This window comes from Bacteroides intestinalis (genome assembly GCF_003464595.1).
Lineage (GTDB): Bacteria > Bacteroidota > Bacteroidia > Bacteroidales > Bacteroidaceae > Bacteroides > Bacteroides intestinalis_A.
Genome location: NZ_QRZF01000001.1, coordinates 171,655 through 193,542 on the forward strand (window position 1 = coordinate 171,655; position 21,888 = coordinate 193,542).

Consider the following 21,888-nt stretch of genomic DNA (forward strand, 5'->3'; position numbering starts at 1 on the left):
ACAACATTTTCCTAAATCTATATCAGCATGGTTGACATTTTACTCATCACATTAGGAGGGATATGCCTTATCGTAGGCTTATTGGGCTGTGTCCTGCCTGTCATTCCCGGGCCGCCTATATCTTACATCGGCTTATTATTGCTTCACATTACGGATAGAACGCAATTTTCTACCACTCAGTTACTCGTGTGGTTGTTGCTGGTTGTGGTGGTGCAAGTGCTGGATTACTTTACTCCTGTCATAGGAAGTAAATTTAGCGGTGGAACCAAATGGGGAAGTTGGGGATGCCTGATAGGTTCTATTGTCGGAATCGTGTTTTTTAGCCCGTGGGGAATTGTTTTAGGACCTTTCGGAGGGGCTTTCATCGGAGAACTTTTAGGAGAAAGAAGTGCCCGGGATGCCTTCAAATCGGGCATCGGGGCACTGATAGGTTTCTTGGTAGGAACAGTATTCAAAGTAGTGATATGCGGGTATTTCGTATGGTGCTTTGCCAAGGGATTACTTACCGTTGCAGCGTAATACTCATCAATCCGATTACCACATCGTTGGAAAGAGTTTCGAGAACAAGGTGAGAAAGCTTCTTACCGGGGTTCAAAGGCATTTCGAGCAACACGGCCGCTCCACCATCCAATTCACGGGAAGCACCGGGGAATCCCAACTCTTCACCGAAATTATTACTGATTTCGCCTGTTTTAAGTCGCAGGCGGTAGAGTGCCGGCGTATGGCGATTGAACGCTAAACCGTCTTCAAAGAAGATGTGCTCGATAGGAGGCCAGTTATCCGGATTGCGCAAGGACATTACATCACAGCTACCGTCTTTATAGTAGACGCGGATAACTCCGTTATCGATATGGCACTGCATATGGTTCGTACTGCCCGCCATAAGCAAATAAGCACGGGAAGCCTTTCCTTTGAGAGGAATTTCCAGGCTATCCGGATAATTGTCCCAAAGAGAGGTAAAAGCTACATTATGACCTTCAGCAGGAGTACGGAAAGGTATGCCCAACTCAATATTCAATATACCATTCTGAACAGAAGAACGAAGCCCGGCATCATTAATATCCACTGTATGCAAAGGATGACACCACTCCCCGATACCCTGTTTGGGTATTTGCAAAGTAGTATAAGGAGAACGGGGAGAAAGATATTCGTTACGGAAAATATCCGTCACAGATGAGTTGAAACGGGTATCCATCACTACCGGCTCACATTTTGCAGAATGAACTTGGGTGAAAGTACTGGGCTCTATCAAACTTTGATTGGCTTCGGATTGAGGTCTGTCAACAGGATACCACCATTTCATTTCATCCTGTTGCATAGGAACAAAGCAGACAGGAGCCTCAGCATATGCAACATTGGGAGAAACTGATGCAGGAGAAGAAAGTTCTTCACCACCCCATTCAATACGTACATTCGTCTCTTCACCGAAAGAGGCAGATATCACAACAGACAGCATTGGACGAGTAATGGATTTCTCAACCAACGTCCACGTGGCAGGTTTCCCATTGATTGTAAGTTTTGCCACCTTAGAACGTTGTGCCGGAAATTGAAGTTCCAGAGTACGGACAGCAGGCAAACGATGAGTTACTACATAAGAAGTAACTCCTTCCTTATCTCCCCGCTGAAAATCGAAATCAATATCCGGTGTATGCAGGGAGGCAGACGACCATGCGGATGGTAAACCGGGTTTCACTAACAAACGTTCGTTCATTGCATCCGGCAGAATACCATAAAGACCCTGTATCAACACGCGGGAAGCAACACCGATAGGATCGCCGAAATCGCGGTAACACTCTCCACGGGCAGCATCATAGAAACTGATCTGCCCAAAGTTGGCAGGGCTTTCACCTAAATACATACCATCCAGAATAGAACTTTTCAACAATTTGAAACCGGCATCGGTACGACCTGCCTGGAAATAAGCAAGGGCGGTATGCATCACTTCGGCAAAAGCTACATTATTGATACTCCAGGAATAAGGTAGCCAGTTGGTAGTGGAAATGGTAGCATACCCTTCATCTTTCAGACCTTCGCCACGAACAGGGATATGAGGAATTTCACGGTCTACATAACTGGTGGCAAGGTATGCCTGGAAAGGATCGGCAATATCGCTGTCAAGTGCATGATAGATAGTCCACACACCGGGAGCGGTATGCAGGCGTTTATGTCCCATGAAGTCCTGGAACTCAGCCCAATGTCCACGCTCGGGCATCCAAAGGCGGGCATTCAGTGCTTTCAATATCTTATCAGCTTCCTCGCGGTAAGGTGTGAAATCTTCCCCTATTTTTTCAGCAATCAGAGCAGCAAGGCGGTTGGCACGATAGTTATAAGCAGTACTGTGAGTTACGGCACCGCTGTTGTAGTAGAGGGCATCGCTTGCCCAGATACAGGCGTAGGCATCGTAAAGACCGTCATTATCGGGATCATAGTTGAGCTTCTCCCAAGCAAGATGACGAGTAAGTACAGGCCACATACGACGGGCATATTCCAGATCACCGGTCCAGTTAAGATGCCACAGGAGTTCATCTATATAACAAAGATTCATGTCGTAATGATGCATCTGATCGTTACGACGCGGATTACGACAAATATATCCGTTACTGTACTGCGGTGTACCCCATTGCTTTACGGAACGAGCCAGAGCAAGGGCAGAATCCTGTGCAGGATGTGGTATCGTATTGGGTACCTCAGTCACCTGGCTGGCAGCATAGGCATCGAAATGCGTGCGGGCGCGATCGTGCCACCCCAGGGCATCACCTGTATAAGCTGCACGCCAGCCGCTAAGGGGCATACGCCAGCCAATGGCACCATGCAACCAGACTTCACCATCCCAAATACCATCGGCAGCTACGGCAAGGGCACCACCCAAGGTGTTGAAAAATGGATCGGGAGTTGTAATCCGAATGCGGGAAGCCAGTTCGGCACGGGCTCGCTCTGATTTATCATAGAGAGCAACACCTTCTTCAAAGGAAGGAATCACCAGGGAATAATCGCGGACAAGAATATAGACATTCTGTGGAGCAGTGTCCAGAGCTATATCCATAGCCTGCAATTGTTCGGGGTGCTCCGGCGCATCGAAGCAACCGGGAGGGTCAGCTCCCATATCACCGTTACGACTCAGTTTATCAAGACGAATTTCGCTCAGCAAAGAGCGTAAAGTAGCCCCCTGAGGCATATTGATGGGAGTTATCTTCCAGATAGCAGCATCTTCATCGGGTAAGGCGAGAGCGGAGATCTGCAGTTCCGCATTTTCACCCCAGGCAGTATGCGTCAGGCGATACGAACGGCGACCGGGAGTGTAGCGTGATTCACACCAGGCAGTAGAATCAAGAGCTACAGAACTGCCATCACTCAGCAGAAGACGGAAACTGATATTCTTACTATTACGCTTCTCATAAACGGCAAAAACGGGGCGGTCGCTCGTCTCTAAGCGGAAAGCTGTGTGGCTGCCATAGAGAGCACGGGTATAGCGGTTCTTACCGTTAACGCTTACAAAGTCTTCTCCATCCGGACGATATTGCAGGATACGGGAGGCACCACGTTTATGATCGTTGAAAGAGGTGGACTCTATGCGATCACCAGCACTTTGTGGTTTATTGCCTGTGGTATACTGTGCGTAAACCAGAACGGACAATAAAGAAAACAGGATATAGAATAAAAAACGTCTCATGATACTTTTAAAGATAAGATTACATTAACAATGTAAATCAGGGGAGGGGATAAATTCAACTCATTATTGTAGGGTTTTGAGGGAAAGTTGACGAGTTAACAAGTTGACAAGGGGACAAGGTTCCATGCGGCACAGAAGCATTGCGCAGCCCCTTGTTCCCTTGTCAACTCGTCAACTGGTTCCCTTCCTTTCTTTTTCGGATTGAATCAAAGTGATTACGGCATCGGGCTCAAACCTTCCCAACGTACATCCCATGTTCCGTCCTGCGGGAAGCCCGGATTCTTCACCTGGCAACCATCCCAACCGGCACACATCAATGCTACGGCAGTCAGCAGGCCACCATTACCGGGCAGGTAACAGCGCAGACGACCATCCTGATAATTATGTCCATTCAACAGGTAGGTATTAGTGCGTTTATCCATCAGTAAAGCGCCTACAGCCTTTTCGGGTTCGCCCAGACGAGTGGCGTTCATTGCAGTCATCGGGTAGTCCCAACCCCAGGTTTTTCCCCAGTTCCAGTTGTCCCACACCCAGTGCAGGGTATTCTTCATATAGTCGTCACGAATGAGCTTGTTCATCGGAAGAATACCTACGGAACCGAGCACAGCCATGTGGTCGCTGGTAAAACGAATATCTTTGTAAGTATCGACGGCATCTTCGGATGCCAAGTAGAGATGATCCTCATTATAAGCAAGCGGAGAGAGTTTGTCTATCATTTCGTCCCATTCCAGATTGCGCTTTCCACCGGCACGCTCGCGCCACTTCTGGGCTGTCTGCATAGCAAAGTGCCAGTAAGATAGTTCGAAAGGCGGGTTGATGGTAGTAGCTGCACGCAGTGTTTCCTGTGCAGGGATGGCACCTTTCAGGATGAAACGACCGTGAAATTCATCATAAGTTGCAAAAGCATACATGAACTCGGCAGTTTCCTGCACCAGTTTATTGTACTTCTGAATCACTTCGTCTGAAGGATTGGAACGGTAAACAAGCTCGGCCAGATAAATGAAATGCGGTTGTTGCCAGATCAGGAAAGAACCTACATTGGAAGGTGCTTCCGTACCGCTGGGATCAGTCATCTTCATCCAGCGCACACCGGGGAAACCCTGGCGACGGGCTATTTCACGGGCAACGGGTTCTACGGTTTCATACCAACCCAACGTACGGTCCAGCAGATCAGTATGTCCCCAAAGTGGCTGCCAAGCTTGATGCCACCAAATCATTTCGAGATGGAACTTACCGAACCAGGAATTATAGGTCAGACCTGTTTCCTGCGGGGGTACACTACCGGCAGACTGGATAGCGAGAAGATACTGACTGAGTACCACACGACGTTCCAGCTCCCCGGCACGCGGATCGGTGCAATGTGAGAAATCGACAGCAGCGCCATTCGTCCAGAAGTTCGTCCAATAAGAGGCACTGGCAGCAGCAGTTTCTGTGAAGGCAGGCAAGACCTGATCTGCGACAGGCTCCTCAGCAGTAAAGAGACAGGAGAATGCCAGCATATCTTCATCCGGAGTCAATACGAAATAGTTCTTGGATTTCTCGGTCAGGTTGGCTTTGCCTTCCCAACGCAGAGTTACATAATAAGTGGTTTCATCGAGCACACGCTTCAGCACGGCACTTTGGGCATCCTGACGGACAATGGTTGTAGAATGTTTATCGTTCGCATCCCAATTGCAGGCATCATCAGCATGTGCACCCGTAGGATACGGAAAGCGCAGATTGATACCGGCATGTGCACGACTGGTGACACTGGCGGAAATCATATCCTGATCGGGATGGCAGACTGTCTGTACATCGAAAGCGTTACCATTCAGTGTGAAGTGGCTGGTGATTTCACCTTTCCACATATTCAGTGTTTGACGGATATCGGTAATATCGGATGCTTTCACTCCCTCACCCAGTTCCAAGCCGACAATACCCAGGTGCAGACGGTGCGGATTGACGCGGAACCAGTCGGAAGCTTCTTTTTGCCGTCCCGCTTCCTTGAACTGGCAGGCGTAGAGTTCTTCGTGTCCACGGCCGAAGTCAAAGGCTTTCAGGGTCTCTTCAGACTTGTATCCCTGCGGATTGGCAAATGAATGCCAGCCCCACTGGCTCTGTGTACCCAAAGGCACACCCTTACTATACATAGACGGGAATGTTTGCAAACCGGTAGCATCTACCGTGAACGCAAATTCACCATTACCCACGCTGAGCGAAGCCAACGAATCGAACGAGGCTACTTGAGGATTGTTACGGGCCACCAATGCTTCACGGTCTATCGGAGCTTGTTTCTCCGAACCACAAGCCGTCAGCACGACGGCGGCGAAAAGGGAATAAAATACTTTTTTCATGGTATTCTTGATAACAGATAGTTAGATTAATAGTCGGGACAAAAATAGCAGTTCCTTGCGAACTACGCTCTGTATGCTTTGGCATAAATGATAAGGTAAATGACATTTACTTTATTATCAGTCCTTCACAAGAGCATTGAGATAGACTTCGATATTCGTATATTTTCCATCCAGCGTGTAGACAGCCGCATCCGAAGGGTCATCCGGATTCAATCTGTGACGACGTTCCCAAGCATCGGGCATACCGTCACCATCGCTGTCGAGCGGTGCTTTACCTGTTTTCAGTACGGGCCATCCTCCTACATCGTCCGGTGAATTGATGATGCCGTTGACACCGAATGTACCTATTCCTTTTTTCATCTGCCGCAGCACTTCCTTGTCATAGCTATCACGCTGAAAACTACAGCCGACAGACTTCAGTACGCGACGGTAAGCCTGGGCCGGTTCATCTTCCGAGATTACCGCATAGGGAAACGGCTGCTCTACCAGACAGGTGGAAGTTTCCTCTCCCCTCTCCGGACGTGCTTCAGGTGATATGCCGGAATCCGGTGCAGCACTTTTCCGGTGAAGGATGTAAGGCTTCCCGGCACAATCACGTACTCCGATACGATTGTCACGGGTGACAGCCTGATCGCCTGCCATCACATTATCTGCTACGTAATAACGGCCTGTTCCATCCTCTGCCACATCGAGCAGGCGATGATGCTGGGATACCGGTCCCGGTTTATAGTAATTCTTCACCATATTGATTTCCCCATGATGACCGCCACCGTAGGCAGCTTTAAATCCCCAGTTGTAGACTACATTATTGCGATAGTCCACCCATTTAGTCCCGTCTACAGAAGAGAAACGGGGGTTACGGCTGGCATGGTTGGCCAGAAGGTTATGATGAAAAGTCGCTTTATAGCCACCCCAGATACCACCGAAACCATGGCTGCCTTTGGTATGCACCGATGCATTCAGGCTATGGGCCACAAGACACCATTGCACGGTCAGGTTTTCTGTTTTGTAGATAGACAGGCATTCGTCGATGCTCCAACTGACGGAAAGATGATCGAGAATCACATTTTTCTGCCCATACCGGCCACCACCCAAGCCATCACTGTCCAACTGATGGCGATCACCGACACGTACACGAAGATAGCGGACAATGACCTGACTGGCATCTACAATGAGAGGATAATCTTTCAGACAGACACCCTGTCCCGGAGCAGATTGTCCGGCAATGGTGATACTGTCGTTCTTTATACGCAGGTGGGATTTCAATTCGATGGTACCATCTACAGCAAAGGTTACGATACGGGCCCCTTCTGCTTCTACAGCCTCACGAAGACTGCCCGGACCACTGTCATTCAGATTGGTTACGACAAAGACGCGTCCGCCACGTCCGCCCCATGTATACTTGCCATATCCCTCGGCACCGGGAAAGGCGATTGGTAGCGACGCTTCATCGGCAAAGGCCATCGCATGAGATGTCAGTTGCGCATGCACACAACTAACTGCCGCCAGCAATATGCTGACGGCAATAGTAATAGATTTCATAGATTATCGTATTTTGTTTACTTATCTAAAGTCGAACATCAGATTCAACCGTAGTCCTTCGTCCCCTTTCTTGATGCGGATAATTCCCGGCTGACTCTGCGGACCATGTTGGCTGATGGGCTTGAAACAACGGATACCCGGAATATCGAGCAAGAAAGAAATATCTCCCGCGGGGAAGTCGGGCATGGTATTGATGCCATCCTGGCGGCCGTGGGGTTCTTCGGGCGTGAATACCCGCAGGAAGATGCCATCACTGGCGGCATACACGGTGAAAGGAACCGTAGAACTTTGCAGGGTAGCCCAATAGAAGTTGGCATGATAGCCCTTGAATTCGGGATACACAAGGCGGTCGGTGCTTTCACCGGTAATGGTATTGTTATAATCTTTCTGCCAGATGCCATAGTTGGCACCGGGGATACGGTTCTTCCAGACACGGTACGGACCACGTCCCATCCAACGCATGCCGGAGCACTCGGATTCGGGATATGAGAAAGTGAGTCCGAGGTTCAGGACTTCGGTGTCGGTAAAGGCGTCGTCGAAGCCACCGCCACCGGAAGCACGGTTCAACAGCACGGCATCCATAGAGAGGAGACCGGCTGGGGTAAGACGCCAGACGATGGAGTCGGCAGCGCCCCGATAGCGTGCACAAAGAACAGCATCACCATTTTCCGTACGAGCGGAGAGATTGGATAGGATCATCTTCATACCCACGGCAACGGGACCATCTTTCAGAGGGATAACCCGACTGTCGGCATTCCTTATCACGGAAGTGATAGTAGCGTCACTCTTCCGGAAAGAGACGGTAACGGCAGGGGAATGCAAAGTAATCAGAGTATCGGTTTCTTCAACACGGCAATTACCCGTGGCCGAAGTTTGTGAAGCGGACGAATGAGCATTTGCCCGCAGTTCACCTTTCAGATAATCTTTCGCATAATGTATCGGGAAGGTACGTGTACAGATACTTTCGCCATCCACTCCATACGCTTCAAGTTCCAGAATGTCCCCCTCAAAAAGCTTGGGAGCAGTGATTCGGGCGAATCCTGTCTCACCGGGAACCAACGAAGGGAGTTGTACCATTCCACTATCTACTACCTGACGCCAGGTTTGGGCACCTCCATCGGCTACAGATACCGGGCTGCCCACGGCTTCACCTTGCAAAGGCGATGCACAATGGAGTACGCGCCAACGCATAGAACACTTGTCCAGATTCGTAAACAGGAATCGGTTCGATACCCGGAATTCACCACGGAACGAGGGGGTAATCATCAGAGGTTCCACATAGATAGGTGACCAGACTTCACGGACAGAATAGTAACTGCCCTCCTTTTCGCGATAGGGACCAAGGATACCATCCGGGGCATTGTAATCTTCACTATCCAGTGCTCCGCCACGGTCGGAACGGCGTACAGCTTCGTCGCTGTATGCCCACATGAAGCCTCCGGCAAAGAGAGGATGGGCGGTGTAACGTGCCCAGAAATCCTCCAATCCGGCACCATGTCCCTGGTCGTACTGGCCATGCATGAATTCGGCAGGCATGAAGACTTTATAGCCATTGGTAAAACGGGCCACTCCGGTGAGATAAGCAGGATAGTGGTGTGTATCGAGTTCGTCGAAATCCGCCCAAGGGTGGATGACATGACGTTTTTGCGGGTCGTAAGTACGGAACAGGCTGTCAATTGCAGTATTCCATCCACCTTCGTTACCATTACTCCAGAGCACGATACAGGGATGATTCACGTCACGCGTCAACATTTCACGGACAAGGCGGGTACCTGTAGGGGTATCATAAGCGTCTTGCCAGCCAGCCAACTCGTCGATGTAGAGCAAGCCAAGGGAGTCGCAGGCATCCAGGAAGTGTTCATCGGGGGGATAGTGAGAACGAACGGCATTCATGTTCATCTCTTTAATGAGCTTGACATCCTGTATGCTGAGTTCTTTATTCGTGGTTCGTCCGCCATCGGGGTGGAAGGTGTGGCGATTGATGCCTTTCATAACAAGCTTAGTACCGTTCAGGTAGAGTCCGTCGCGAGGACGGAAATCAATAGTGCGGAAGCCGATGCGGGTATCCATGGAGTGAATGACGTTTCCTGCCTTACCGAGCAGGGAAACTGTAAGCCGGTAGAGTACAGGGGATTCAGGAGTCCACGGAGATATACCGTCGAAATGAGCAGTCAGCAACTGAACGGAATCTTTAGTAACTTTCACGGGACGGTGTCCGGCATCCTTGGCAGATATCGGTGCCACTTCCATAGAAAGACTTTCTTCTCCGGTGGTGCCTTGCAAATGTACTTCTACTTTTAGCTCTCCATCCGCACGGGCATCTACAGCAAGACGTTCGATATGTGTAGCCGGCTTTGCTTCCAGCCATACGGGGCGATATATTCCACCAAAGAGCCACCAGTCCGCCTTGCGCTCGGCAGCGTTGATGGACTTGTTGTCAGAGTGCTTTTTTACACGAACTTCAATTTGATTGTTGCTTCCGAATTTCAGCAGATCGGTGACGTCATAAGAGAAGCGATAGAAGCCTCCCTGATGTACGGGGCCTGCGGATTGACCATTAACGAAGACTTCGGTATCAGTCATTACACCACCAAACCAGAGACGTACATTCTGTCCCTGCCAGTCGCGGGGAACACGGAAAGAGCGCTTATAAGTACCTTCTTCCATCGAAGGATTCTTTACTCCGGGTTTCTTATACCAACGGCCATAGGTATATTCACCGAAACCTTGCAGTTCCCATTGTGAAGGAACTTCTATTTTACTCCAGCGCCCGCTGTTGTTTCCTTCGGAGACACGAAACTGCCAGGTCACGGTGTTACCCAACCCTGTGCCGGAGAGATATTGACGTTCTGTTTCCTGAGCTTGTACAACCCAAGCTGTCAGTAAGAAAAGGATAGTACCAAGAAAGTGCTTTCTACTCATAGTATTTGGCTTTATTATTCGATTTTACAAAGAAAGACATTCTCTGGCAAACAATAAATAAGCAGAATGATTTTCTGGCTGTACAAAATGACGGAGAGATAATCTCCACTTCTTTCCACTTAGCTCTTTATATCACAAGAAGTCACTCATTCCGCTTCATTGCGAACAAAAAGCTATCAAAACAACCTTTTTTCAAACAGAACATTTTTCACAAACAGTTCAAATAGAATCCGATTGCATAATCCACGGAATATAAATGCAGCATTTTTGTATAAAGCAGGCCGTATATGCAATACTTATGCAAGAAACTATAGATCTTTCACAAACGAACTATGGATCTAACGCAAACAATCTATGGATGGAACGCATCTGATCTATAGATGAAGAACAAACGATCCATGGATCGAACATAAACGGTCCATGGATGTGAAACAAACCATGTATTTTCAGTGGACAGACCATCTGTTTTTCTTTTTTCAGAGTTGTACGTATTTCTGTATTCCACTTTCAATCAGCAATATGCTGATTTCCGTTCGTTTCTTTTCATTCTCCCCCTCCATTGGACGGAAATATCGCATTCTCATTATGCATAAAAAGCAAAGTGTCAAAATGCTTTCCGCTTTATCTTCTTACGTATCCAGAGGTAATATCCCGTTAACGGAAGACTTGCGCCTATCAATGCAGCAATGAAGGTCAGTATCCGCGTCAGCATACCGCCCCAACTACCCACATGCACGGAGTAAATCCAACCACGGATTTTACCGGAATCCTCCAAATCCTTGTATAGAGTAGTTTCGGTTATTTCACCGTTACGGGGATTGAATTTATAGCGGTCGGTTGCCCGCTGATTACCAAAGCGACTGAAAGCAACACTGGCGGAACCGTCGGATACACTGATTTGTTTGTAACCGGGATTTGCTTGGGCCAGTTGTTTGTACACCTGTTCCCAATGGGCATAAGGAGAACGCCTATGTGCACCACGGCCTTCTGGCCTGCCACCTTCACCTGCGGGTCTTTCACCTCTGTTTCCGGAGCGTTCACCATGACCTTCCTTACCCTCCGGTTTACCGTTCGGCTTCCCGCCTTTAGCCGTAGCGTTGGCTGCCGCATTTCCATGCCCCATACTAGGCTGCACTTCCACGCCAAAGGTTTTATAAAAGCCCGTTCTATACCACTGGAAAGACCATGTCAGTCCCGTAAGAGCCATAGCCAACAGGAAGACGAGTGTATACATTCCACCCGCCACATGCAAATCGTACCAGAAGCGACGCCAACCTTTATTTGCTACAATCTTCAGACTGTTCTTCAATGCCTTGCGCGTGCGCGGCCACCAGACGACGACGCCTGATATCAGCACAAACACAAACATCAGCGTACTGGTGCCGACAATCATCTTGCCCCAGAAGATACCGCCATCCTGCTTCATGCTGTCCAGCAACCAACGGTGCATCCGGAACATAAAGTTGAAAAAGGGTGCACGCTCATATTTGCCCGTAACCTCACCCGTATATTGGTCCACATACATAGATGCGCGACGGGGTTTGGAAAGCGTCACCTGGTAAGCTCGTTCGGGATCAAACGAGACATTGACACCAGTCACTGATACGCTATCGGGCAAAGTTGCCGCCACTTTAGTCATCAGCTGTTCCATGGGTAACGGAGCAGCCTCAACCTTTTTCACAAAGTAGAGATCACGGTGGCAAAGTTCCATTACTTCTTTCTCGAAGACCAGTGCTGCGCCCGAAAAGCAGATCAACGTAATCAGTATCCCGAAAGGGATGGAAAGCCACAAGTGTATATTACGGAATATCTTTCTCATTATGTCATTTTATGAAGTTCGTAAAAAAGAGCCTGGCCGGCATATACCAGCAGGCTCTTTATCCCTAATTATAATTAATGAATGATCTTTCGCTTATTTAGTAGGTGTCAACCGGCCTACACCGCTGATTTGAGTAGCCTCAATGGTGACTCCCTTTGTTGCAGTGGCACTCGACGGATTAATCTTGTAAATGGCAGGATAACCCTCAGTTGTCGTTACAGTCAGATAAACATTGCCATTCTCGGTATAAGGCGCATTGCCGAAGCCGGAAATCAATTCAGTCTCAGGCAAGCCGGTTACATAAGTCAGCTTCTTGTCGCCCGCTTTGAAGATAGCCAGTTGATTGGCAGTAAAATCTTCTTCAGTCAAAGCACGGTCATACATCAACATCAGGAAGTAATCACCCGTAATGTGCCAGCAACGGAGGAAAGATTTTCCGCCACTCTGAGCTTCCAGGTCACAATAGTAATCATCAAAGTCTTCCGTACCGTTAGGAATACGTACTACACCGGCAGGCAGAGTGGTCTGCTGGCGCACGTCGTCCATTGTCTTGGCAAAACTGGGAGAGAAAACGTAGATATCACCGTTGTCTGCTTCCCAGATAGTCTGGTAATACTGCGACTTGTTTCGTCCGCAAGCATAGCTGATTTTATCTGTACTGATAAGTTTCTTGCTGGTAAGAGTTTCATCATCAAAGATGGCTACCCAACATTCATTCGGATATTGCGTCCATTGCAATTCTCCTTTCTTGTAGCTGCTGCTGTTTGAGCCGCCGTCTTCCGTCTTTATCAGGTCCTCATTGCCCGGCAGCACCCACTCGCCATTATTGTACGCCGAACCATACTGGCTCAATCCCATCGGGACAGCTGCGCTATAAATCTTGTTACCGTGTTGCAGAATACCTGCCAGTGTCACAAACTCACCATTTCCCAGGAAGTTTTCCGAGAGATAAGCCTTGTTCTGTGTATCATTCGTCTTATAAGTTTCGGCCGCTACATCCAGATAAGAGAGCAGGAACGTCTTAGGCAGATACCCGTTTTCATCGGCATAACCCGTATATCCGTCGCCTGTAGAAGACGTGATGATATATCCTTCGTAAATGCCATAGCTGGTGAAACGCTTCACTGCATACTCGCCCGAACGCGCCACCATTTCATAGTTTGAGTTCATTACGAATGAGCGGGTGGTACCGGCATTACCCTGATTGTAGGTCAAACCATACAGGTATTTGTCTTTATAGAATACCCACTGCGAAGCTCCATCATTCACAAGGCCATTATTTATAGCAGACACCGTACCTTTATCCAATGTTTCGGAAGTCAGCAAAACGTTCGTAGTATTTCCCGAAGCCGTAACGGAAGATGCTATTACATACTCTCCTCTGCCCTCGGTGCCATTACCCAGGCTCGGTTCATTGTCAGTACACGCTGTCAGTGCCAGTCCGGTCATTGCAGTTGCAAACAGTCCGGTCAAAAAGTTATTCTTCTTCATCTTGTTTTTACCTTTAATTTAATCTATATATATAATCCATGAATCTCTAATTACCAAAATACACACGCACCTTGCCGTAGAATGCCCGTCCGGGCTTCTGAAGGCTGAAGTTATCATACAGTTTCTCGTTTGTAAAGTTGCGGCACTCAAACGACAGGTTGTAACGACCACCGCGCAAGCTATAAGAAAGAGCCAGATTGTGCGAGAACTGGTTAGGCACCACATAATCATTCTTATTAGACCCGATGTTGGATGAATAATAAGTGAAACTGTGCAGATATTGGTTGTCGTAGGACATTGTCAGTGTATTGCCCTTCTTTCCGAGGTTGCGCCAGTAAAATGTCACGTCCGAATCGGCAAACATATATGGCAGGTTGGGCATACGTTCTTTGTAGGCAAGGTTGGCCGCACTGCTGGAAATCGAAGTCTTCATATTGTCGCGCACATTCATTTGCGTAAAGTTTCCCCCGATGCTCAGCCATCTTCCGAAACCGTATCGGGCGGAAACGTTAAAGCCTTTTGTCAGCACCTTACCGTAATTTATATAAGTAGCAGCCGACTTACCTCCACTCAGGTCGGCAATGTTACGCTGGATATAGTCCTTTGTATTGCGGTATATCAAACCACCTTCCACATATACGGAGTGACTGCCGAATGTCCGGGTGTAGCTGAGGTTAAGATTCAGGTTGTCACTGTTCTCCGGTTTGATACCGATATCTCCCATTTCCAAATCTTCATCACCGAACATCTCTTCAATAGTAGGCAGGCGATAGGCTTTCTCATAAGACAACTTCGCCTGCAGACCGGGTAATATGAAATAGGTCCCCGCTGCACCATACCCCATGGAACTGACATCGCGGGTGGTGCGTACATACTCACTCTGATTACTGGATGTAGCCATCGGACCTCCCACAAACTGATGGTAGTATTTACCAAACACGGAGAAGTTCCAATTCTCAGATGGCATCAAACGATAGGACAGTCCGGAAATGTTCTTACGGGTTTCCTTGGCGATAGCTTCTTTCTGCTCTTCCTTGGCAAGCAGTGAAGTATTGGAACGGTGAAAAGCATTCAAGACATGATTGAAAGTCAACATCTGTACCTTATCAATTCGATAATTCACAGTCAGCGTACCGTTCCAGTTATTATTATCCGCCCGCGAATATTGGTAAGACTGTTCACCGGGGGAGTTCATCAAAGCTTTCTGCCCGTACCAGTTGTACTTATAGGAAGCAGTGTCCACATTGGTCGTTTCATTCTTATTATAATTAACGGTCAGTGCCATATCCAGCCCCTTAGTCAACAAGTCACGCTTGCTATATTCCAACGACGGCATCAGTGAATGACCTTTACGATGTTTCTGACCGTACACAATCTCCTGGCGCACACCCGTCTGTATATCTTTATACATATGTGAGTAGGTGAAGCCCAACAACAGTCGATCCGCCCATTCTTTATCCACAATGCCAATCTTTCCGATGATAGCTTCGTTATGGTACGTATCATTGAAACGTTTTACACGTACTTTCTTATCTCTGTCGATTCTACCGGTTTCGAAGTCCTCTACCGGAGCCTCTACATGATAGTCGTTATCCGAATAATTCTGGAAAGCATTGATTTCATACATAAACCCATTCTTGAAAGTTTGTCCGAAGTTGACGTATGATTTATGTGTATTAAACGAGCCATAAGAGTAGGATGCATCCAGGAACCAGCGACGGCGCTTCTTGTTAGTAACAATATTGATGACACCGCCAATAGCATCGGTACCGAATCCCACAGGCACTACCCCTTTATAAACTTCAATCCGGTCGGCAAAATTTACAGGAATATTATTCAGTCCGAAAGAGTTTCCCACTCCTTCCTGTGGTACACCGTCAATGAATATCTTAACGTGCTTCCCGCTGAATCCGTCCAACATGAGTTGCATATCCGAACCTACGCCACCCGATTCACGAAGTTTCATACCTGGTGCTTTGGTCAAAGCGTCACTCAGATTCTTCGTAGTGTTCTGCAGTTCTTTCGTATCAACGGCCACTGCATTGAAGGCTGACCTTTTCAGTCGGGTCACCCCTGTAGAAACGATGGTTACTTCATCCAATTGTTGTGTCTCGGGAGTAATCGCGAGATTCTGTTTCACTCGCTCTCCGGCAATCAGCTTCACTTGCTTCTCAACCGTTTTATAACCGATGGCAGACACTACCAATGTATAGTTGCCAGCGGGCGCTTTTATATGATAGATACCTTCTTGATTGGTAGTTCCACCATAGCTCGTCCCCTTCAAGTAGACAGTCGCGAAATCAACAATTTCTTTTTCTGTAGACAATATCTTACCGGAGACCATCGCCCTGTCTTGCGAAAAGGCAGATACTGAAGGAATTAACAGGACAATAAGAACGAAGAGTTTTATTATATTTGCTTTCAATTTACAAAGAGTTTTATGCAGTTAATAAATCGCCGCAAAGGTCCTCATAAAAGGGAAACAAAACAATCGCTATATGCAGGTAAATATCTCGCAAGTATATCCGATAGAGTAATACACCACAATCGCTATTAATAGGTATATTGTGTTTTTTGCAAAAAACTTCTATAGTTCTTTACAAACAAAAGAGGTGGCATACTCAGAATGAGTATCCACCTCTTTATTCACTAACACCTACAGATTCTTATTGATAACAAGGATGTTGCTGTCCGGCAAGCCCCGGATTTACATCAATGATATTAGTAGTATTAAGTGGAAGTATTTCCACCATGTTTTTCTTCATACCATAAAACATATCCTCAATCCAAACATTTTTGGAGGCAAATCCTTCCACATCTTCTACTGAGAGGCCACCTTTCTGCTTCACTGAATGGCAACCGAACATATTCAGAATGGTATAAGACGCTTCTGTAACATTGGCACCCTCGGGTACAGAGCTCTTAGTATAGTAAACTGTGCCGGTTGTTTTATCTTCATAAAACGTACGTTCCAAGAATCCTTCTCCGGAAGCATTCAATCGATTCAGTACAGAGTCTTCTTTCAAAGTGAGATTCAATGTTGCAATGTCAGCCTTACTCATTGTGATATGGGGTACGGCAATGATTGGATTCTCAAGAGTCCCTTTCACTTTCTTATAAGCACGATATACATCTACATTAGCATACGGTCCCTCACGACGAGCCAATTGATACAGTTTCTCTTTCTCAGCCGTCAGATGGTCAACCAGAATACCCCAGCGAGCCAGGTCGCTCTTGCGCAATGATTCATTGGAAAGTTCCAATTTACGTTCCTTGATAATAGCATTCTTGAAGTCTTCATAACCAGTCGGAATAGTACCAATCTTTGATTCATCATTCTTGTAAGCACGCAGACGAACAGTCTTCAGTGCATTAATAGCAGCATCAGTAGGGCCATTATTCAATTCGTTTAAGGCTTCAGCATACATCAACAATACATCAGAGTAACGTAGTAGCGGAAAGTTGATATTACGTTTACTATCAGTAGCACCTCTGTCTTTCATCCAGTCAATACGGTATTTTCCAATACAAGCACCTATATAGGTACTCATCTGCAAATCATCATTAGAGAGAATGCCATAGTTGCAGACTGACACATCTCTACGCTGATCTCCTTCACCAAATTCAAAATAAAGGGTCGGCATAGCTACCATTTGGGCACCACCTTTACCAAAGGTAGAAGAACTACCACTGGTGGGAATGCCGTTAGTATAACCTGTACGTACATCTATGGAGTTAGGACCATACCAGCCATATTCAAACATCGTCTCATTATTATATGCTTTCACAGCCAGATCGCGGAATACTTTATCATAATCGTCCAACAAAGTGTTTTCCTTTTTATTGATTACAGCAGCACATGCATCTGCTGCAATCTGGAGTAATTCCCTCACACGAGCAGCATCTTCACGCTTTGCAATCTTCACTGTACTCTTATCGTAAGGTACCGTATTCAAGTCCCAACGTAAAGAATATCCGGCAGCATACAGAGCTACACGTGCCAGAATACCATAAGCAGCATTCTTTGTAAAACGTTCGGCAGTAGCTACCATACCCTCGCTTTTCCAGGGAAGCAGTTCAACGGCACGCTGCAAGTCAGCCACACAATGATCCCAAATTGTATCACGGCTGACACGTGAAGAAGAGAAAGTAGTCAATTCCGAAGTTGGAGTACTTGTGTAAGGTACATCACCGAAATAACGTACGATATTCCAATATGCATACGCACGAACGGCTAAAGACTCTCCCAGCAACGCATTGATTTTCTTCTGTTCGCTTTCCGAAGCTCCACTCATATTAGGCAAGTTCTTTATACATACATTGGAATATTCAATGGCTTTATACATGCTGGTATAAGTTGAATTCAACATACCTGTAACGTTGGTATAGTCATAGTTGGACATATAATACTTGGAATTTGCCTCCGTAGAATTTGATTCGTCCGTACCCATCAGCAATTGATAACCCAATTCTTGAGTGTGTAGATAAGCATAAGCTCCCACGACTGTCATTTCAGCTCTACTTACAGTTTCGAAAATAGAAGAACTATCAGCTTTTGATTCGGAGGGCATATCCAACCAATCTTCACAAGAAGCAAAAGCCAACAATACGGCCAGCAGCCCTAATATATTCAATATCTTTTTCATAATCATAATCTATTAAAATGTTAAGTTTACACCTAATACCCAACTCTTAGAGCGAGGGTAAGAAGAATTATCGACACCAGGAGTGAGTGCACTGCTGGAAGCAGCTACTTCGGGGTCATATCCCGTATAGCCGGTGAAGGTATGAATGTTGTTCAGAGTACAATAAACACGCGCATTACTGATTTTAGCTTTCTGCACCAAGGTCTTCGGTAAAGTATAACCCAGCGTAATCGTATTCAAACGCAGATAGGACCCATCTTCCAGATAATAACTACTGTGGTCACTGATAGCATTCTTATTGTTCGAAGATATATTCCAAAGAGTGGAAGCATTGTATTGATTAGGATTCATGGCTGCCAAACGAGTCAGTTCCGTAGCCTCTTTACCCGTTTGAGGATCGATCAATGTAAAGCGGTTTGCCATCTTTGCCAATGTATTCTGATTTGCCATATACGGACCAATGAAACGTTGGGTACTCATGTTGAATACTTTGTTTCCATATACAAAGTTCATAAATACAGTCAGGTCAAAGCCTTTATATCTGAATGTATTATTCATACCACCAGTAAACTTAGGCTGGGCATTGCCGATAACGGTACGGTCATTGATAGAGTATACAGGTAACCCTTTATCATCTACTTCACCTGCAACATTCTTATATTTCACGTCACCGGGTTTTACTTTCGAGCGTGTGCTTCCTTTCAAGTAAGGAACATCAGGATTCAATGTATAAGTACCATCAGCATTTTGTGTAAAGTCATCCGTAGTATAAATTCCATCATAAATAAGGCCATAGTATTGCCCCAAAGGTTTACCTACCTCAATCTTATATCCCATGCGTGAATCATAATCCTGGATGAAATAATCCGAACCACTCTCTCCATACAAGTCCATAACCTTGGAACGGTTGAAAGCAATATTAAAATCTGTGGTCCAGGTAAAGTCTTTCGTACGGATATTAGTAGTATTCAATACGATTTCAACACCACGGTTACGGATAGCACCCAAATTTTGATATTGTTCCGTGTATCCCGTAGAGCTAGGAATCTTATTCTTAATCAATAGATTATCGGACTGATTGTTATACCAGTCAAGTGAGAGATTCACGCGGCTACCGAACAAAGATACATCCACACCTACATTGGCAGTAGTGGTTTTCTCCCATTTCAGATTCTTATTACCTAATGTAGAGCCCGGTACGTAAGTTATGAAATCTCCACCATTATATCCATAATGCCCTGAGCCGTAATTGGTAGCATACATATTGTTATCAATATTATTATTACCGGCAACTCCATAACCTACACGTAACTTAAGGTTATCCAGGTTTTCAAATCTTTTCATGAAAGACTCTTCCGAAACACGCCATGCCACTGAAGCAGACGGAGAATATCCCCACTGATTTCCACGGGCAAATTTAGAAGAACCATCCGCACGCATCGTAGCGGTAAGTAAATAACGGCTATTGAAATTGTAAGAAAGACGTCCAAAGACAGAAACCATACCGTTCTTATTCTTATCTGATTTGTAAGTATATGGAGTTCCCATTGAAACATCATTCAATCCGAAGTTACCGTCAGAGAATTCACGATATTCGTTATCCAATTTCATATCTTCATCGTAGATCGTTTCCTGACCTAACAATACTGTGAATTGGTGTGCATCAGCCAGATTAAAAGCATAACTTAGCGTATTAGTGATCTGCCACGAGAATTTTTCACTATTATTTCTATATCCATAGCCATAAGGACTTTTATTAGCCTCAGCTTGTTTGGTAGTACCATCATCCCAATAATCCTGACGTATTTGTCTCCACAGATAACTTCCTGCCGTACGGAAAGTCAAATCTTTCATCAGATCAATTTCCAAACCTGCATTCACTGTTACTAAACGGGTATACTTCTCATTTGTAATAGCTCTGTTATCAAGGATCGGATTTCGGGAATCATAGTTATTGTCATTCATGATATCACCAATTTCGGCACCAATATCCGAACCTACCATCTGTTCGTTAGTCCATCTAGATCCACCAGTAATCGGCTGTAATATAGTTTGTTTCAATTTTCCGCCTAACGAGCCACCACCTTCTACTTTGGTCATCTGGAAGCTGGAAGAGAAATCGAAACGAACGCCTTTCCATAATTCATGGTTAATCTTTGCACGGATACTGTTCTTCTGATAACCATGTTTTTCCATAATACCATCTTCACCAGTATAGTTATAGCTCAACATATATCTGGTCTTATCAGTACCACCATTGATATTTAAGTTATGGTTTTGAGTAATACCAGTATCACCAAATACCAAATCCTGCCAATCGATACCAGCACGGTTACCATATTCCTGTGAAATACGGCTATAAGCTCCGGTATAGAAATCGGGAGAATTAATGTCACCACCAAAGAAATTGGCAAAATCATTCTGCCCTCCGCGGAGTGCTTGGAATTCATATTGATACTTCACATAATCTTCAACACCCAGCAAGTCTAACTTCTTCCCCAAGTGATCGAAGCTGACAAATGCATTATAAGAGACTTCTGTCTTGCCAGCCTTACCGGATTTCGTAGTAATTAAAATAACACCATTAGAGCCACGTGCACCATAGATAGCTGTAGCTGAAGCATCCTTCATTACATCAAGGGTTTCAATATCGTTAATATCGATATTCTGTAAACCATTATCCATCTGGAAGCCATCTACAATATACAAAGGTTCAGAACCCTGTGTGATAGATGTACCGCCACGCACTGTAATGTTAATTTCAGCTCCCGGAGCACCACTTTGCTGAACAACGTTCACACCAGCAGCCTTACCAGCCAGAGCCTGGGCTGCAGTAGTAACAGGTGCCATCTTCAAATCATCAGAACTTACGGATACAGAAGAGCCCGTTAAATCTTTACGCTTTACTTTCGCATAACCAATAGCAACCACCTCTTCCAGCATTACGGAAGATTCTTTCAAAGTGATGTCGAAATGTGTTTTACTGCCAATCAGCACTATCTGGTTGTCATAACCAATAAAGGAAACCACCAATTCTTTGGCGGAAGCAGGAACAGAAAGTTTAAAGTTACCATCCATATCGGTAATTGTACCAATAGAATTATCACCTTTTACAGTTATAGATGCACCAATTACTACGTCGATAGCATCTCTGACCGTACCAGTAATCGTCTTGTTCTGAGCGAACAAACCAAGGGGACAGCTTATTAACAAAAGCATTAACAAGCACAGATTTTTGTGTAAGATTCTCATAGATTATTAATATAAATTGATTAATAAATAAATTCAAGCCTAACAATAGCTTGCCCGACCGTTATCGAGCACAGGTGTTGCGTCGGCAAAAATAAAAAATACAGCAGTTTCATAAAATATCAAATTTGACCGAAATACTTATTTTTTTGACTTTACACGAAAAATGAGATGAATTGTTTTTTCGAATTAAGATAATCAGAAAGAATTGCTATT

10 protein-coding genes are annotated in these 21,888 nt (G+C 45.9%); 1 reads left to right on the plus strand and 9 read right to left on the minus strand.

The window, feature by feature from the left end:
- Positions 1-27 precede the first annotated feature (27 nt).
- Entirely contained in the window at positions 28-519 is a 492-nt protein-coding gene (locus DWW10_RS00640) for a DUF456 domain-containing protein (RefSeq protein WP_022393482.1), read from the plus strand.
- Here DWW10_RS00640 and DWW10_RS00645 read toward each other — a convergent pair.
- The 9 genes from DWW10_RS00645 to DWW10_RS00685 form a co-directional block, all read right to left on the minus strand.
- A complete protein-coding gene (locus DWW10_RS00645; protein WP_118420626.1) occupies positions 503-3,670 on the minus strand; it encodes a DUF4450 domain-containing protein in 3,168 nt (1,055 codons plus the stop codon). The genes DWW10_RS00640 and DWW10_RS00645 overlap by 17 nt on opposite strands.
- Positions 3,671-3,885: 215 nt before the next feature.
- On the minus strand, positions 3,886-6,003 hold the full coding sequence (locus DWW10_RS00650; RefSeq protein ID WP_022393479.1) for a hypothetical protein: 2,118 nt from the start codon (positions 6,001-6,003) through the stop codon (positions 3,886-3,888).
- 117 nt (positions 6,004-6,120) lie between these two features.
- Positions 6,121-7,545, minus strand: coding sequence for a pectate lyase family protein (locus DWW10_RS00655; protein WP_118486951.1), 1,425 nt, complete (start codon positions 7,543-7,545; stop codon positions 6,121-6,123).
- 21 nt (positions 7,546-7,566) lie between these two features.
- Entirely contained in the window at positions 7,567-10,467 is a 2,901-nt protein-coding gene (locus DWW10_RS00660; RefSeq protein WP_118420627.1) for a glycoside hydrolase family 2 protein, read from the minus strand.
- A gap of 604 nt (positions 10,468-11,071) precedes the next feature.
- On the minus strand, positions 11,072-12,286 hold the full coding sequence (locus DWW10_RS00665) for a PepSY-associated TM helix domain-containing protein (RefSeq protein ID WP_022393475.1): 1,215 nt from the start codon (positions 12,284-12,286) through the stop codon (positions 11,072-11,074).
- Positions 12,287-12,379: 93 nt separating this feature from the next.
- On the minus strand, positions 12,380-13,777 hold the full coding sequence (locus tag DWW10_RS00670; RefSeq protein WP_022393474.1) for a DUF4374 domain-containing protein: 1,398 nt from the start codon (positions 13,775-13,777) through the stop codon (positions 12,380-12,382).
- A 46-nt stretch (positions 13,778-13,823) separates the two neighbouring features.
- Positions 13,824-16,121 carry a TonB-dependent receptor gene (locus DWW10_RS00675; RefSeq protein WP_259320402.1) on the minus strand — a complete coding sequence of 766 codons (2,298 nt, stop codon included), beginning with the start codon at positions 16,119-16,121 and terminating at the stop codon, positions 13,824-13,826.
- A 322-nt stretch (positions 16,122-16,443) separates the two neighbouring features.
- Positions 16,444-18,423, minus strand: a complete 1,980-nt coding sequence (locus DWW10_RS00680; RefSeq protein WP_022393472.1) for a RagB/SusD family nutrient uptake outer membrane protein — start codon at positions 18,421-18,423, stop codon at positions 16,444-16,446.
- 12 nt (positions 18,424-18,435) lie between these two features.
- Positions 18,436-21,642, minus strand: coding sequence for a SusC/RagA family TonB-linked outer membrane protein (locus DWW10_RS00685; RefSeq protein WP_259320394.1), 3,207 nt, complete (start codon positions 21,640-21,642; stop codon positions 18,436-18,438).
- Positions 21,643-21,888 lie beyond the last annotated feature (246 nt).

Coding starts and splice junctions, on each gene's coding strand:
- DWW10_RS00640 (WP_022393482.1), top strand. CDS start 28: ATGGTTGACATTTTACTCATCACATTAGGAGGGATATGCCTTATCGTA.
- DWW10_RS00645 (WP_118420626.1), bottom strand. CDS start 3,670: ATGAGACGTTTTTTATTCTATATCCTGTTTTCTTTATTGTCCGTTCTG.
- DWW10_RS00650 (WP_022393479.1), bottom strand. CDS start 6,003: ATGAAAAAAGTATTTTATTCCCTTTTCGCCGCCGTCGTGCTGACGGCT.
- DWW10_RS00655 (WP_118486951.1), bottom strand. CDS start 7,545: ATGAAATCTATTACTATTGCCGTCAGCATATTGCTGGCGGCAGTTAGT.
- DWW10_RS00660 (WP_118420627.1), bottom strand. CDS start 10,467: ATGAGTAGAAAGCACTTTCTTGGTACTATCCTTTTCTTACTGACAGCT.
- DWW10_RS00665 (WP_022393475.1), bottom strand. CDS start 12,286: ATGAGAAAGATATTCCGTAATATACACTTGTGGCTTTCCATCCCTTTC.
- DWW10_RS00670 (WP_022393474.1), bottom strand. CDS start 13,777: ATGAAGAAGAATAACTTTTTGACCGGACTGTTTGCAACTGCAATGACC.
- DWW10_RS00675 (WP_259320402.1), bottom strand. CDS start 16,121: ATGGTCTCCGGTAAGATATTGTCTACAGAAAAAGAAATTGTTGATTTC.
- DWW10_RS00680 (WP_022393472.1), bottom strand. CDS start 18,423: ATGAAAAAGATATTGAATATATTAGGGCTGCTGGCCGTATTGTTGGCT.
- DWW10_RS00685 (WP_259320394.1), bottom strand. CDS start 21,642: ATGCTTTTGTTAATAAGCTGTCCCCTTGGTTTGTTCGCTCAGAACAAG.